Source organism: Acinetobacter higginsii (assembly GCF_000369845.1).
GTDB classification, from domain to species: Bacteria; Pseudomonadota; Gammaproteobacteria; order Pseudomonadales; family Moraxellaceae; genus Acinetobacter; species Acinetobacter higginsii.
The window spans coordinates 281,659-296,590 of the sequence record NZ_KB850223.1; the positions used below are offsets into that span (position 1 = coordinate 281,659).

The 14,932-nt window shown below is 40.9% G+C and carries 13 protein-coding genes; 4 read left to right on the forward strand and 9 right to left on the reverse strand.

Going from position 1 to position 14,932, the window contains the following annotated elements; all coding sequences use genetic code 11:
• From F885_RS01370 to F885_RS01340, 7 genes are all read right to left on the reverse strand, one after another.
• A complete protein-coding gene (locus tag F885_RS01370) occupies nt 1–744 on the reverse strand; it encodes an amino acid ABC transporter permease (protein WP_004803070.1) in 744 nt (247 codons plus the stop codon).
• Nucleotides 745–823: 79 nt separating this feature from the next.
• Nucleotides 824–1,768, reverse strand: coding sequence for a transporter substrate-binding domain-containing protein (locus F885_RS01365; RefSeq protein WP_005322665.1), 945 nt, complete (start codon nt 1,766–1,768; stop codon nt 824–826).
• 432 nt (nt 1,769–2,200) lie between these two features.
• Nucleotides 2,201–3,388 (reverse strand): ammonium transporter, encoded by a 1,188-nt coding sequence (locus F885_RS01360; RefSeq protein ID WP_005322667.1) that lies wholly within the window; start codon nt 3,386–3,388, stop codon nt 2,201–2,203.
• A gap of 353 nt (nt 3,389–3,741) precedes the next feature.
• Nucleotides 3,742–5,151, reverse strand: coding sequence for a short-chain fatty acid transporter (locus tag F885_RS01355; RefSeq protein WP_005322669.1), 1,410 nt, complete (start codon nt 5,149–5,151; stop codon nt 3,742–3,744).
• 130 nt (nt 5,152–5,281) lie between these two features.
• Nucleotides 5,282–5,923 carry a CoA transferase subunit B gene (locus F885_RS01350; RefSeq protein WP_005322672.1) on the reverse strand — a complete coding sequence of 214 codons (642 nt, stop codon included), beginning with the start codon at nt 5,921–5,923 and terminating at the stop codon, nt 5,282–5,284.
• 2 nt (nt 5,924–5,925) lie between these two features.
• On the reverse strand, nt 5,926–6,630 hold the full coding sequence (locus F885_RS01345; protein ID WP_005322674.1) for a CoA transferase subunit A: 705 nt from the start codon (nt 6,628–6,630) through the stop codon (nt 5,926–5,928).
• 179 nt (nt 6,631–6,809) lie between these two features.
• Nucleotides 6,810–7,694 (reverse strand): LysR family transcriptional regulator, encoded by an 885-nt coding sequence (locus F885_RS01340; RefSeq protein WP_005322676.1) that lies wholly within the window; start codon nt 7,692–7,694, stop codon nt 6,810–6,812.
• 505 nt (nt 7,695–8,199) lie between these two features.
• On the opposite strand from F885_RS01340, the gene F885_RS01335 reads away from it, so the two are divergent.
• Together F885_RS01335 and F885_RS01330 are read left to right on the forward strand one after the other, a co-directional pair.
• Nucleotides 8,200–9,624 carry a GntP family permease gene (locus tag F885_RS01335; protein WP_005205964.1) on the forward strand — a complete coding sequence of 475 codons (1,425 nt, stop codon included), beginning with the start codon at nt 8,200–8,202 and terminating at the stop codon, nt 9,622–9,624.
• Between the two features lie 72 nt (nt 9,625–9,696).
• Nucleotides 9,697–10,482 carry a 3-hydroxybutyrate dehydrogenase gene (locus F885_RS01330; RefSeq protein WP_005322678.1) on the forward strand — a complete coding sequence of 262 codons (786 nt, stop codon included), beginning with the start codon at nt 9,697–9,699 and terminating at the stop codon, nt 10,480–10,482.
• Between the two features lie 65 nt (nt 10,483–10,547).
• On the opposite strand, the gene F885_RS01325 is transcribed toward F885_RS01330, so the two are convergent.
• Nucleotides 10,548–11,156 carry a hypothetical protein gene (locus tag F885_RS01325; protein WP_005322681.1) on the reverse strand — a complete coding sequence of 203 codons (609 nt, stop codon included), beginning with the start codon at nt 11,154–11,156 and terminating at the stop codon, nt 10,548–10,550.
• 163 nt (nt 11,157–11,319) lie between these two features.
• Between F885_RS01325 and F885_RS01320 the strand changes: the two genes are divergently transcribed.
• Both F885_RS01320 and F885_RS01315 read left to right on the forward strand, forming a co-directional pair.
• Entirely contained in the window at nt 11,320–11,907 is a 588-nt protein-coding gene (locus F885_RS01320; RefSeq protein ID WP_005322683.1) for a hypothetical protein, read from the forward strand.
• 104 nt (nt 11,908–12,011) lie between these two features.
• A complete protein-coding gene (locus tag F885_RS01315; protein ID WP_005322685.1) occupies nt 12,012–13,031 on the forward strand; it encodes a hypothetical protein in 1,020 nt (339 codons plus the stop codon).
• Nucleotides 13,032–13,112: 81 nt separating this feature from the next.
• On the opposite strand, the gene F885_RS01310 is transcribed toward F885_RS01315, so the two are convergent.
• Nucleotides 13,113–14,867 (reverse strand): Shedu anti-phage system protein SduA domain-containing protein, encoded by a 1,755-nt coding sequence (locus tag F885_RS01310; RefSeq protein ID WP_005322687.1) that lies wholly within the window; start codon nt 14,865–14,867, stop codon nt 13,113–13,115.
• Nucleotides 14,868–14,932 lie beyond the last annotated feature (65 nt).

The window sequence follows — 14,932 nt, forward strand, 5'->3', positions numbered from 1 at the left end:
CTACTTTCCTCCTGATATTAAACCAGGAATACGCAGACGCTTTTCCAACAGGTTCATGCTAAAAATAAGACAGATGTTAATCAGAATAAAAATGAGCGTGACGTAGGTGTAAATTTCGATGGTATTCTGGGTGTATTCACTGATGGTTTTCATCTGTGAAATAATTTCTGCAACACCGACCAGCGAGGCGACCGAGGTGTTTTTGACACAGTTGGTCAATTCTGAACTGAGCGGCGGTAAAATGGTGCGAAATGACTGCGGTAGAATGACATAGCGATACAGTTGCGCCGTGGAAAAGCCCATGGCATAACCTGCATTGATTTGTCCTTTGGGTAGGGCTTCAATCCCAGTTCGGACTTGCTCACATACCCGCGCAGCAGTGAATAGACCGAGTCCGATACTGGCCGAAATCAGGGCAGTGGTATTGGCCCCAAGATCATTCATCCACCAGTTTTTAATCGGGGCGGGCAGAAAGTTGGGAACCACATAAAACCAGATAAATAATTGAACCAGTAAAGGTACATTTCTAAACAGGGTAACGTAGGTGGTACCGATGGCTCTGGCGGTTTTATTGGGGAGCGTGCGCATAATGCCGAGGATACTGCCCAGCAGCAGGGCAATAGTCCATGCGACCACAGCAATCACAACCAGCCAGCCCAGACCTGTGATGATCCAGTTCAGATAGGTGGTATCTCCGATACCTGTGGATTGCCATAAAACTCCCCAGTTCCAGCTATAATTCATAACAACTCCTGAGTAGAGTCGGGACAACATCCACTGTTTCCCGATCTCACACTACTATGCTTGCGATAAGGGGAGCGAATTATTGATCGCGATCATGTGGATTGCTGATTAAGGCTTTGAGCTGATCCGACATGGCAAAATTCAAATTAATATTTTTTGGCGGAATCGGTTGTTGGAACCATTTTTCATACATCTTGTTGATTTCACCAGAAGCATAAGTTGCCTTGATGGCATCATCAACCACCTGTTTAAAACCAGTATCTCCTTTACGCAGCATACAACCATAGATTTCATGAATTGGCGCAGTACCAACGATGTCCCATTGATTCGGATCTTTGGCTTTAGATTTTTCACCTGCGAGCAGAATATCATCCATCATAAATGCCACAGCACGGCCATTTTGCAGCATCAGGAAGGATTCAGCATGGTCTTTGGCGGAAATGATTTCGCCAATGCCAAGTTCTTGCTGGTGTTGACGAATATAGCGTTCAGATGTGGTTCCTGCTGTGGTGACCAGTTTTTTGCCTTTTAAATCGGCAAAGTCTTTAATCCCTGAATTTTTAGCAGTCAGCAGTCGAGAGCCAACCTCAAAGAAACCGACAGAGAAATCGACTTGCTGTTGTCGTTCTTTGTTATTGGTGGTTGAGCCACATTCCAGATCGACAGTCCCATTCGAGACCAGTGGAATGCGGTTCTGACTGGTGACCAAGTTATAGCGAATCTTCAGGTCTGGCATGTTCAGCTTCTGCTTCACGGCCTCAACCACTTTAAGTTGTAGATCATGCGCATAACCGACGGGTTGGTTTGGGGTAGATGCAATATAAGAAAAGGGAATGGATGAGTCTCGATAACCCAGCACTATCGTGCCAGAGCTTTTGATTTTGTTTAATGTTCCCGAAGTGGAGGCACCCGCTTCAGTCGCTTTGTCGCCAGCAGCCGGCGCTTTGTTGTCACTACAAGCACTAAGTCCGAATATCAATGTGCCTGCACAAAGCAGAGAGGTCATGGTGCGTTTATAAATCATGTACAAAACTCCTTTTGTATCGTTATGATCGCATGCGTCATTGTTGCGGTTTAACCGTTCATTTTTATGAAAAATAATGTGTTCTTTTTGATGTATTAAAAAGCATTATTTTTCATCTTAATGGAGTTCAATGCACATGCTCAAGCGATATTCTTTACGGTTTTGTTAATCGTAATGGTGGATGAGTGACGTAATTTAAAAGCTGTAAATTACAGTAAAAATTGCAAGAAATATAAAGCATGATATATGCCATAATGGTTTGGATAGACTAGGGCAGAGTCGGTTGTACAGCGGCTTTATCTCAGTATTAAAACCGCTATGTATCGATAGCATTGATGAGAAGAGAAAATAAAATAGGGAAAATAAACACTCGTTCGTTTTTAATTGAGATAAAAAAAGCGACGTTTCCGTCGCTTAAAAGAGTTTGAAAAATTAGAACATCGATTCTTCAGAATTGGCTGAAATTTTATGAATGGAAAGGTCTGCGCCACGGTATTCATCTTCTTGTGACAGGCGAATACCCATAGTCGCTTTTAATAGACCATAGACAATAAAACCACCGACCAAGGCAATGATAATGCCAAGACCCGTACCAATGATTTGCGAGATGATGGAGACACCACCTAAGCCACCTAAAGCTTGTTGACCAAAGATGCCTGCTGCAATTCCTCCCAATGCACCGCAAACACCGTGTAAAGGCCATACCCCAAGTACATCATCGACTTTCAGTTTATTTTGAGTATAGGTGAACAGGTAAACAAACAGTGCACCCGCCGTGCCACCAATTACAAGCGCACCAATTGGGTGCACAATATCTGAACCCGCACAGATTGCGACTAAGCCAGCCAATGGACCATTGTGTAAGAAACCAGGGTCATTACGGCCCATAAAGTTGGCTGCTAAAGTACCACCGACCATTGCCATGAGAGAATTGATTGCAACCAGACCTGAAATCGCTTCAACCCGTTGTGCACTCATCACGTTAAAGCCAAACCAGCCCACGATCAGAATCCATGAACCTAAAGCAAGGAATGGAATAGATGATGGTGGATGGGCACTGACACGACCATCATTTTTATAACGACCATGACGAGCACCGAGTAAAATCACTGCAGCAAGGGCAATCCAGCCGCCCATTGCATGCACTACAACAGAACCTGCAAAGTCATGGAAACTTGCACCAAAAGAGTTCTCTAGCCACTTTTGCAGACCATAGTTACCATTCCAAATCATACCTTCAAACAAAGGATAGATCAGTGCCACCAAGATCAATGTTGCAATCGCTTGAGCACGCATCTTGGCACGTTCTGCGATCCCACCCGAAATAATCGCAGGAATGGCAGCAGCAAAGGTCAGTAAGAAGAAACAACGCATCAGGTTATAGCCATGATCGGCTGCTAAGGTACTGCCTGCATGGAAAAAGTTTTGACCATATGCAATCCAATAGCCTACAAAGAAATAGGCAATCGCTGAAATGGCAAAATCGGTAAGGATTTTGCTCAATGCATTGACTTGGTTTTTATGGCGTACCGTGCCCAATTCCAAGAACGCAAAGCCAGCGTGCATTGCTAATACCAGTACTGCACCGAGCAGTAAGAAAAATAGATCTACGTTTTGCATAGTGGTGCTCAAAAAAAGTGCTAAATTTTATTTTGATGCAAATATTTGATTCATTTTCTGCACCAAAATAGATTTAGTAAATCTAAAAACTCAAGCTGTATTGAAACAACTCAATTTGATGAAATTTATAAAGCAAAAAACGCACCAATTTAGAAGTTAAATTGTAATTTTGGTGAGAAGTGGTGCAATTTGCTTAAAAATAGCACAGTTTTGGGCATTTCTAAATGAAAGGCTGTGAGGGATTTGAATGCAAATGGGGAGAGGATTTTTGCTGTGTTCAAGAACAGCTCACGCCACTTTTCATATCCGTAATGTTCAATATAAAAAGCAGCGCTGTGCAGTTGTTGCTGGTCTTACATGACAGGTGGGCTATAGCTGAGGGTACGGCCTAAAATCCACAATAAGAACAGTACTAAAGGCAGATGGAACACCAATTGAGTGACGGTAAAACCAATCACATCTTTGGCTTTAAGTTTTAAAATGCCCAACATCGGTAGCATAAAGAAGGGATTGATCAGATTTGGCAATGCTTCGGCCGCATTATAAATCTGTACCGACCAACCTAAATGTACTTGTAAATCATTGGCGGCCTGCATCACATAAGGCGCTTCAATAATCCATTTCCCACCGCCTGATGGCACAAAGAAACCGAGTACCGCAGAGTAGATACCCATCACAATCGCAAAGGTCTCTTTGGAGGCAATCGAGACAAAGAATTCAGCGATATAGTGCGACAGCGATAAATCCTGACTATTCAGCGCTTGGGTCATAATAAAGGCGATACTGCCGTAGAGCGGGAATTGAATCAGAATGCCTGAGACCGCAGGAACAGCCTGACTGACTGCATTCAGGAAATTACGTGGGGTACGATGTAGTGCCAGACCCAGCATCAAAAACACAAAGTTATAAGTATTGAGACTGGAAATGGCGATGATTGGATTGGTTTTAGAAAACTCGATAAACATCCAAATCAAGCCTAGTGCCACCACAATAATGGTTAAAAGCGGTGAGTTCTCCAACCAATCCCCAGGTCGAGTGGATTTGACCTCAGTTTCTTCCTCTTCCTCAAAACTCAGTTCAAAATCCTGCATGGTTTTGACATTACCGCCTTTCGGTGCAGACCAATAGGCAATCGCAATCGAGACAATCACCAAGATCAAAGTCATTAACATGGATTGCCACAGGAAGATGGTTTCGGTAAATGGAATCACACCAGTTAAGTTATAGATCGACTCAGGTAGACTGGCTTTATTGGCCTGTAATTGAGCTGCAGAAGAGCTGATACCTAGTGCCCAAGTTGCGCCCATACCAATAATTGCAGCGGCGGCGGCAGCACGATAGTCCATTTGTAGTTCTTTACGCTTTGCCAGCGCAATCACCAATAACGCCGTCAAAATAGTACTGACTGCCCAATTGACCAAAGAAATCAATAAACTGACCGTGGCCACCAAGACAATGGCACTGCGTCCCGAATGGGGGATACGCGCCATCTTCTGAATCAGTTTTTTCACAGGTGCAGAAACCGAAACGACATAGCCAACAATAATCAGCATGGTCATTTGCAGAGTGAAAGGGATTAAACTCCAAAAACCATTCCCAAAGGAGCTGGCGACATCTTGTACCGATGCACCGATACTGATTGCAGCAAAGGAAACGATAATCACACCGAGCAGGGCAAAGATATAAGAGTCAGGAAACCATTTTTCCGACCAGTTACTAATCCGCAGGGCAAACCGTTCTAACAAGGCAGGTTGTTTATTCATGTTTAGCATCCATTTTTAATTTTGTTGTATCTGATTCATTTGTCCTAAATGAATGTGCTGCTCCCGAAAACAGCGAAAAGTGATGCCATTACAGCATCACTTCAACGAGAAAAATAAAAGGGGGGTAGAGTTAAGCTTTGGCTTCAATCAATAGCTCAACACCTGTAGCATCTAGAATTTGTTGTTCAGTCACACCCGGTGCTAACTCCACCAGTTTGATGCCTTCTGCGACAACATCTAAAACGCCCAAGTCGGTAATGATACGATGCACCACTTTTTGACCTGTGAGTGGTAAGCTGCACTGTTTGACAATTTTAGCGGTACCATCTTTGGCATTGTGTTCCATCAGCACCACCACCCGTTGAACGCCTGCAACCAAGTCCATCGCACCACCCATACCTTTGACTTTTTTGCCCGGAATCATCCAGTTGGCGAGGTCACCTTGTTCAGAGACTTCCATAGCCCCCAGAATGGCGATATTGACGTGGCCGCCACGAATCATGGCAAAGGATTCACTGCTAGAGAAAAATGCCGCACCTGCACGAGCGGTGACAGTTTGTTTGCCTGCATTGATTAAATCTGGGTCGAGTTGCTGTTCGGTAGGAAATTCCCCAATCCCGAGTAGACCATTCTCCGATTGCAACCACACATCCATATCCTCTGGGATGTAGTTGGCAACCAGTGTTGGCAGGCCAATACCAAGGTTGACGTAGAAACCATCTTGTAATTCTTGTGCGGCACGTTGTGCCATTTGTTCACGTGTCCATGCCATGATTATGCGTCCTGTGCTTTTAGGGTTTTTTGTTCGATACGTTTTTCTGGGGTGGCATTCAGCACCACACGATTGACGTAAATGCCCGCCAAATGAATTTCATCTGGATCAAGTTCGCCGATTTCAACAATTTGCTCGACTTCGGCAATGGTGATTTTTCCACCCATCGCACATTCAGGGTTAAAGTTTTGAGCGGTTTTACGGAATACCAGATTGCCAGCTTTATCCGCCTTATAGGCTTTAACCAGTGCTACATCTGCGGTCAGTGAGGGTTCAAGGATGTAAGTACGGCCATTAAATTCACGTTGTTCCTTACCTTGAGCCACCAAGGTGCCTGCACCTGTTGCGGTATAAAAGGCAGGAATACCTGCACCACCAGCGCGTAGTTTTTCCGCCAATGTGCCTTGGGGTGTGAGTTCAACTTCAAGTTCGCCATTCAAATACTGACGTTCAAATTCTTTATTTTCGCCGACATAAGACGAGATCATTTTTTTAATTTGTCGGGTTTTGAGCAAGACACCCAAGCCAAAATCATCAATGCCTGCATTATTGGAAATACAAGTGAGGCCTGTTACACCAGTTTCTTTCAGTGCTTGGATTAATGCCTCAGGAATACCACATAGGCCAAAACCGCCAACCGCAAATGTCTGTTGATCTTGCACCACATCTTGCAGTGCCAGTGCTGCGGTTGAATAGACTTTATTCATTTTTTTCACCTGTAAATTCCTTGGTTTCTATTAGTTTTAGCACTCAGGGATTATTTACAGAAGTTTAAATTTTTAAAGGATTAATGAGGGAAACTCATTAATACAACAAATTTCATCTATTTCACTCAAAAGAGCAGGATGACGGAGCGAGTCTGTCTTGGTGTAGCCGTCAATCAGGGTTAGCCAAAATCATGTTGTAGCAATATCTCGATAAACTCGGCTGAAATATTGGAAAGCTCAAAGTCTTTTTTATAGACAATGCCAATCGCTTGGGGCAGTTTGCCGTCCTCAATTTCGATTAAGACATTATGTTCCTTGTCGATAAAATTCTGAAAATGGCGGGGGATGGCACTGACCCCCATATCCAATGCCACAAAGCTGGAGAGGGAGCTGATTTGATGACATTCGACTTTTAAATCTAAAGTCAGATGGTTTTTGAGACAGTTTTCTTCAATCAGATGACGAACAATGGAAGGATGTTGCAAGGTCACAAAGGGATTGGCACACAGCTGTTTCCAACTGATCGAATTCGCACTTGCCAAAGGATGAGTTTTTGGTAAGAGCGCAAGGAAATCTTCTTCAAATAAAGGCTTAAATTCCAGTTGATCATTGCGCGGTGGCTCAAAGCAGATCCCAATTTCAAAAATGCCATCCTGAACATTTTCCAGTACTTTTTCATTGGGAATATCATGAATAGAAAAGCTGATATTGGGGTGCTTAGCTAAAAAACTATGAATCACTTGCGGCAAAATCGCATGGGTGACAAAGGGCATCGAGGCAATATTCAGGGTGCCGCGATTGAGTTTAAATCGTTGCTTGACGTCTTTTTCCATATCTTCCCAATTGGCCAGTAATTTCTTGGCATAGGGGATCAATGATTTTCCTTCCTGTGTTAGTTCAACCCGACGAGTATTACGTTTAAATAGCTTGCCGCCCAGTTCTTCTTCCAGTGATTTGATACTGAGACTTAAAGCAGATTGACTGAGATGCAATTCAGCAGAGGCATTTGCATAATTCAGGGTACGAGTCAAAGCCAGAAATGCTTTGAGTTGCTTTAAAGTCATGGTGGACGACCTATGCGGAAAGTTTTTGATTTATATGCTGTAATTTATAAAAAAAACAGCACATTGTGACTGGCATTTTTGTTAATTCGGTGGCGAGAGGCAAGCCGTTTATTTTTAAAAATGCGATATGCGATTATTGATTTATTGTAGCTTAATATCGAAAAATGGATTTTAAAAAGAATAAGCTAAATATAACTGAATGGGATTGATGAGTATTTTTGAATAGTTAATTTGTTTTATTAATCAATTAAATTATTTAATCTTTATTTCTATAATGCATTGATTTTAAATAATAATTAAAATTATTTATTTTGTTTTAATCGTCTTGTTTTTTGTGATTTTAATGCTATTTTAAAATACGTTTTAACATGCGTCATTGTTTTAGATTCTGTACTGCGATTAGCAGTATTTTGATTTTATTTATGGTTAGGATAACCACTACACAGTATAAAAAAAATAATTTGGTTGGCCCTGACATATATTCTTTGGAATGGAGTAAAAGAATATGTGGGATTTATTTGTCATTCTGCTGTCTTTAGGCTTGCTGATGTACACGGCCTATCGCGGTTTTTCCGTGATTCTCATGGCACCGTTATGTGCATTGCTGGCGGTTTTTCTGATTAACCCCGCCAATGTGCTGCCGTTTTATTCGGGTGTTTTCATGCCGAAGATGGTCAATTTCATTAAAGACTATTTCTTGGTGTTCTTGCTGGGTGCAATCTTTGGCAAAGTGGTAGAAATGTCAGGTATTGCCGAGTCCATTGCCCGTACCATTGTCAATTTGATTGGCGCAAAGAAAGCCATTTTAACCGTGGTTTTACTCGGTGCCATTCTGACTTATAGTGGTGTCAGTCTGTTTGTGGCGGTATTTGCGATTTATCCATTTGCCAATCAGTTGTTCCAACAAGCCAATATTCCAAAACGTTTGATTCCCGGCACTATTGCCCTAGGCGCATTTACATTCACCATGGATGCTTTGCCGGGTACACCGCAAATTCAAAACGTGATTCCAACCACCTTCTTTGGCACCAATATTTATGCAGCGCCGTTTTTAGGTGTCATTGGGGCGATTTTCGTCTTGAGCATGGGTCTACTGTATCTGGAATCACGCCGTAAAGCTGCGGCTCGTGCAGGTGAAGGTTATGCTGGTTTTGCTGCTGAAGATGCAGTCACACCAGCGACTGCCGATGTTGAACAATCTACGCAGCACAATGGTTCAGTACTACGTCAAGGCATGGCCTTTGTGCCGTTGATTCTGGTTGCGGTGATGAACCGGTATCTGTCCACAGCCATCAAAGAATGGTATCCGAATGGCTTTGATTTTAATGCAATTGGCCTCGCTAACTACACGGTTGATGTGGCAAAAACAGGGGCAATTTGGGCAGTCGGTTTGGCCTTGATTGTCGGGATTATTGCAGCAATTTTATTTGATTATCAGCGCGTGGTGACTAACTTTAAAGAAGGTGTCAATGCCAGTATCAGTGGTTCATTATTGGCGGTGATGAATACCGCGTCGGAGTATGGTTTTGGTGCGATTATTGCGGCATTGCCGGGCTTTGCTTTGATTAGCCATGCACTCGGTACCACCTTTACCAATCCTTTGGTCAATGGTGCGGTGACCACGACCGTATTGGCAGGGATTACTGGTTCAGCCTCGGGGGGGATGAGTATTGCCTTGAGTGCGATGGCAGAAACCTATAACGCAGCCATTGTAGCAGCGGGTATTCCACCTGAAGTGATGCATCGTGTGGTGGCGATGGCCTCCGGTGGTATGGATACGCTGCCGCATAATGGCGCGGTGATTACCTTGCTTGCGGTCACAGGCTTAACCCATAAGCAATCCTATAAAGATATTTTTGCAGTCACCATTATTAAAACCTTGGCAGTCTTTGTGGTGATTGCTGCATTTACATGGTTCGGTATTGTCTAAGTCGAATTTTAATTTGAGCTTGCCCATATTTATAGGTGAGTGATTCAGATCATCAAGAACAGGAGTAGTACAGTGACTCAACAACTCGAAGCCAAAGTAGCCTTTATTACCGGTTCCGCTAGCGGTATTGGTTTAGAAATTGCGAAAAAATTTGCTCAGGAAGGCGCGAAAGTAGTGATTTCTGATGTCAATGCAGAGAAATGCCAGCAAGCAGTGGAGCAGTTAAAACAGCAGGGTTTTGAAGCCTTGTCTGCGCCTTGTGATGTGACTGATGAACAGGCTTATAAAGCGGCAATTGATTTGACCACACAAACGTTTGGGCGTTTGGATATCCTGATCAATAATGCAGGTTTTCAGCATGTTGCAGCAATTGAAGACTTCTCCACAGATATTTATCAGAAACTGGTACAGGTGATGCTAACAGGTTCATTTATCGGAATTAAGCACGCATTTCCGATTATGAAAGCGCAGAAATATGGCCGTATTATCAATATGTCTTCGATCAATGGCTTGATTGGCTTTGCAGGTAAGGCGGGATACAACAGTGCTAAGCATGGGGTGATTGGCTTGACCAAAGTGGCGGCTCTGGAATGTGCGCGTGACGGCATTACTGTGAATGCTTTATGTCCGGGTTATGTGGATACGCCATTGGTGCGTGGGCAAATTGCTGACTTAGCCAAAACCCGTAATGTCAGTCTGGAAAGTGCTTTGGAAGATGTGATTTTGGCGATGGTACCGCAGAAGCGTCTACTTAGCGTTGAAGAAATTGCCGACTATGCGATTTTCTTAGCCAGTAACAAAGGCGCAGGGATTACAGGACAGGCGGTGGTGATGGATGGTGGTTATACCGCACAGTAATCCGTTTACGTGATTGAAAAAGCCGCTCAATTGGGCGGCTTTTGTTATGAAATGGAAATTAGGATTTAGCACAGCGCAATGCGTTTAATTTTTTCATCTGTTAAGAAAAATACAGATGTTGCACAGGTTTCTTCTAAAACATTGACAGAAATACCATCACCCTTGAACTTTAGATAATGTTTTGGGTCAATTTGCTCATCAGCTAAGATATTTCCATCTTCATCAAAGCGATAATCTTCGTCTACGTAAATATCTGTTTTAGGGGCGACTTCAAAAGTTCCGAAAATATCGAGGTCATAATCTTTATCTGTATTTTCGTAATAATAAACTTTGTTGCTATTTGAGATACGGAATTCAAAGAGATATTTCATTCCTTTTTTATTTGGGTTTTTCAGCACTCGAAAGGTATCCAGATTTCCATCGCCATCAAAGTCAATAAACAAAGGCTTTTTGAGATGGGTTGTATCAACTGAATAGCCTTTTGGTAGTGGAGTTGAATTATTGGCAAGATAATCGGATTCTGGTGTAGCAGGAATAAGCACCGGTTCTGATACGGCTTGAGTCTGTTGAGCTGCCTTTTGTGTGGGTTGATCGCTTTCTGATGATGTTTTTTGTTTTTCATTACATCCAGCGAGCAAAATAAATGAGGTGATCAATAGGACTTTATTCTTCATACAATTCGAGTATTTAAATGATGATGTATATAACGGATTTTAGCTTAAAAGTTGGGTTTGTCATTTTTAATGTTTAATTCAAATTGAGGAGGATGCGAACTTTCTTTAGTCACTCAATTTTTGAGTTAGAATGAGTCAGTCTTTAATTCTAATATGACTTCATATGAACAATAAATTTATCAGTTTTTGTCTTTTATCAGTCTGTTTAACTCAAATAAACCAAGCCCAAGCAACGCCATTCAAGACCTATCAATCCGAGTCGTTGCATTGTGGTGAAGCGACTTTTCAAGTGATTTCATCCTGTTTTGATCCAGATGAAGGCGCATTGAGAGGAAGTGGGGGTGTCATGCGTGAATCTTGTCAATCGAGTCATTTGCTGGTGAATTGGAAAGGACAGCAAAAGCGGATTGATTTTCCAATCGCAACCGCAGCACAAACGCAGCAATTAAAAAGCAAAGGCTATACGTTGCAAAAAGTGATTCGCCAAGGGGATTGGTCTCCGCAAAGTTTGGCTTGTGGTCAGGTCAAAGGCATTTCAGGCTTTTTTGTGGTGGTGAATCAAGCAACCACCAATGATTTGAATCAAGAATACTTAGGTAAAGGGTCACTGAGCGAAGAGCCTGTGTTACTGAATTTGAATGGCAGCATGACCAGTGATGCACTTAGACAAAAAATCTATCCCTTGCTGAAACAAGATAAAGTTAAAATCACCAAAGTCGTTTCAGCCAATGCCTTATTTGGCGATGAGTAAAGCTTAGTTCGGCGACTCGTTTGTTCAAACATGATATTGAAAGTGTTTGCTGACTTTGTTGGTTGATTATTGCTACACTTTTTTTATTTTTAGGCGGAAGCATTATGTCCTTTGATCTCAAAGTCAGTTTAAAACAAAGGGCAGAACCTTCTGCGCAGCAAAAAAAGCTAAATCGCCTGATTGATCAAATAGAGCAGCAAAAAATCAGCCTTGCCACATGGCAAAATGCCCAAGCCGAGATTCAACAGCATACACGGCAAAAGCTGATGCCTGTGTATAGTGAGTTGCATCAAATCTTGTTTCAGCAGTTGGATCAACTTTGGACGTTGTTACAGCAGCATGAGTTTTCCAAAGCGGATATGCAGCAACTCGATGAAAAAATTGCCCAGCTTGCCCAAATGTTAAAGCGCTCCAAAATGTTAAATGATGAACAGTTAAAGCTGGTCAAGCAGATCGATACTTTTTATCAACAACATGCTCAGCAATCCGTTAAAAAGAATAAAAAAGTACAGTCAGCCAAGTTTGAACATGATCAAAGTTTTGAGCAAAGTGCAGCATTAGAACAAGATGATTTTGAGCAGTATGTGGCTGAACAGCAACAGGCACGGGAACAAGCCAAGCAACTGAGACAACAGCAGAAAAGAGAACAAGCTGAGCAGATGGCAGCGCAGTCACTGAAAACCGTGTATTTAAAAATTGCTGCGATGATTCACCCCGACCGTGAGCAAGATGAGACCAAGAAAGAAGAAAAAACTGAGTTATTCCAGCAAGCTAGTCAGGCCTATGAACAGCAGGATTTATTTTATTTGCTCAAGCTTCAATTACAGCTTGAACAGAATAAAGGTGTCGGGACGAATGAGTTATCGGCAGAGCAAGTGAAGTTTTATAAACTCGCTTTGGATGCTCAGAGTCAGCAGCTTGAAAGTCAAATTGAGGAAATTCTGGATTCTTTTCAGTTAGTGAAAAAAGCCAAAGCAGAGCATGTGCATATGAGTGATGTGTATAAAGCCATAGATGCAGATTGTGCTGAGTTAAAACAGCAGTTGAAGTGGGAAAAGGAACGTTTAAAGCATATGAAAAAGGTGAGTGGGGTAGAGATGTTGTTGAGGCATGGGGTTATATAAACCTCTCCTAAGTAGAGAGGTTAATTTATTCAACGTGAAATTGTATAATTAATTTATAAAGACTTTTTTAGACTTTATGACTTATTTTGAGCCTAATTCTTTTAAAAGCCAATTTAATTGATTTCTCGCGGTTGAGATGATTTCATCAAATACTAGAATTTCAACATTAGGCTCCGAGTAATTTCTGTTAGCTAAGTCAGATGACCTTTTTCCACCCATTAATATTACTTTTATATCTTTATTGGTATATGGTAAAAAATCATGCCTATAATGAGTTACTTGTTGATAGTCACTAAAAGCTAGAGGGTGCTTAGGGCGCTTAAACTCTATAAGTAAATATTGAGAAAAATAATTTTCACTTAGCATTAAGTCAGGTCTTTTATCTGCTCTATCACCTGAATAGTGTTTTTTAAAATAATTGTTAATTTGCTTTTTTAGAGTAGTGTTACTACTAAAAATTGAATATTGAGCGCCTAAAATCCATAAGTTATTTTCTAAACTTTTATGAACTTCGCTTTCTAGGGTTGCATCTTCATCACAAAGTTCCTCAAAATAATCTAAGAATTTTAATCGAGTCTTTGTTTGTTCGGCAATAATTGCTAATTCAGCTAATCCAAAATCTGACAGGGCTTCAGCTAGCTTGGAAATGTCATTTTTATCAGCTTCATTTATATAATCTAATATTGCCCTGTAGTCTGATTTTTCCAAAGAATCTAGTAAAACGTTGACGATAGGTTCAAGCTTTGAATCAGGTTCACCATAGTATTTCTCTAATATAGACTTGATTGCTTTGTCTGCAAATTGCCTTTTATATTCTGGTAATAAAGCTAAGCGTTCTTGAGCTTTCTTTTGCAAACGAGCTTTTGCTAAGTTTATTTCTCGTCCATATTCCTCTTTTACTTTAGCAATTAAAATTGGCTGAATAACTTCTTCAAGCTTTTCTAAAAGTAAACTATTCTCAATAAATGAACCCCAGTCAGCAGTAACATGATCTGATAGCCAATCGGCTTCTATTTCGCCATATATTTTATCTAATAGCTTTGCAGGGAAGCTTTCATGTTTATCTAAACCAAAAAAATAAGGATTCCCAACCACTTTCCCTTGAACTTTAATAGATATTCCTGCTTGTTTTAATTTCGATTTTTCTGTTGAGATCACTAATTGTAATTTTACTTCCCCTAATTTTTCTATATTAATAGTTTCGTTATGAAAATTACCTTTAAGATCATCAATATCTAATGTTTTAGAATTTATGATTATTTTGAAATTATCGCTACGTCCATATTCTCGAATTAATATAGATTTAAATTTCTCTGGATTAGGAAAACGTAAATTCTGCTTTAAATTATAGAATGAAATTCTAGTGCCTTTTAGCGAAGTGTCGCATTCTGTTGAAATTATAGATAAATCTAATTGTCCTAGTTCTATTGCTTCATTTAATCTGTGTGAGGAAATTTCAAAGCTTGAATATTTACCTCTTGCCCATGTTTCTAATTTCATATCATTAGCTATCATTAAACCAGCAAATTTTCCAATACCTTTTTTTCCTTTTACCTTTCTTCTAAATATTTTAGTAAGTTCTCCTCGACGCTTTCTGCGATCACTCGCAATAAAAAGGTATTCATTTGATAGTTCATGCTCAGTCATTCCAGAACCGAAATCATGAATAACTATTGGAGTATTTGTTAATATTTCTGGAAGTTCTATCTGAACAATATCAGCATCTGCATCCCAAGCATTATCAATCAGTTCCTTTAGCGCTAGTTCAGATGAGTTATAAGATTGTGAAAGTAAGGTTAATAAACGAGTATCAACTTGGAATCCTTTTTTTTCCATAATGTTCTCAAAATATATTTATATTTTCATTACTTTAGCACTTAAAACAAATTGCCTAAATATTA

What these genes read in the sequence shown, in the direction of transcription:
- F885_RS01370 (WP_004803070.1), bottom strand. Translation starts at nt 744, where the DNA reads ATGAATTATAGCTGGAACTGGGGAGTTTTATGGCAATCCACAGGTATC.
- F885_RS01365 (WP_005322665.1), bottom strand. Translation starts at nt 1,768, where the DNA reads ATGATTTATAAACGCACCATGACCTCTCTGCTTTGTGCAGGCACATTG.
- F885_RS01360 (WP_005322667.1), bottom strand. Translation starts at nt 3,388, where the DNA reads ATGCAAAACGTAGATCTATTTTTCTTACTGCTCGGTGCAGTACTGGTA.
- F885_RS01355 (WP_005322669.1), bottom strand. Translation starts at nt 5,151, where the DNA reads ATGAATAAACAACCTGCCTTGTTAGAACGGTTTGCCCTGCGGATTAGT.
- F885_RS01350 (WP_005322672.1), bottom strand. Translation starts at nt 5,923, where the DNA reads ATGGCATGGACACGTGAACAAATGGCACAACGTGCCGCACAAGAATTA.
- F885_RS01345 (WP_005322674.1), bottom strand. Translation starts at nt 6,630, where the DNA reads ATGAATAAAGTCTATTCAACCGCAGCACTGGCACTGCAAGATGTGGTG.
- F885_RS01340 (WP_005322676.1), bottom strand. Translation starts at nt 7,694, where the DNA reads ATGACTTTAAAGCAACTCAAAGCATTTCTGGCTTTGACTCGTACCCTG.
- F885_RS01335 (WP_005205964.1), top strand. Translation starts at nt 8,200, where the DNA reads ATGTGGGATTTATTTGTCATTCTGCTGTCTTTAGGCTTGCTGATGTAC.
- F885_RS01325 (WP_005322681.1), bottom strand. Translation starts at nt 11,156, where the DNA reads ATGAAGAATAAAGTCCTATTGATCACCTCATTTATTTTGCTCGCTGGA.
- F885_RS01320 (WP_005322683.1), top strand. Translation starts at nt 11,320, where the DNA reads ATGAACAATAAATTTATCAGTTTTTGTCTTTTATCAGTCTGTTTAACT.
- F885_RS01315 (WP_005322685.1), top strand. Translation starts at nt 12,012, where the DNA reads ATGTCCTTTGATCTCAAAGTCAGTTTAAAACAAAGGGCAGAACCTTCT.
- F885_RS01310 (WP_005322687.1), bottom strand. Translation starts at nt 14,867, where the DNA reads ATGGAAAAAAAAGGATTCCAAGTTGATACTCGTTTATTAACCTTACTT.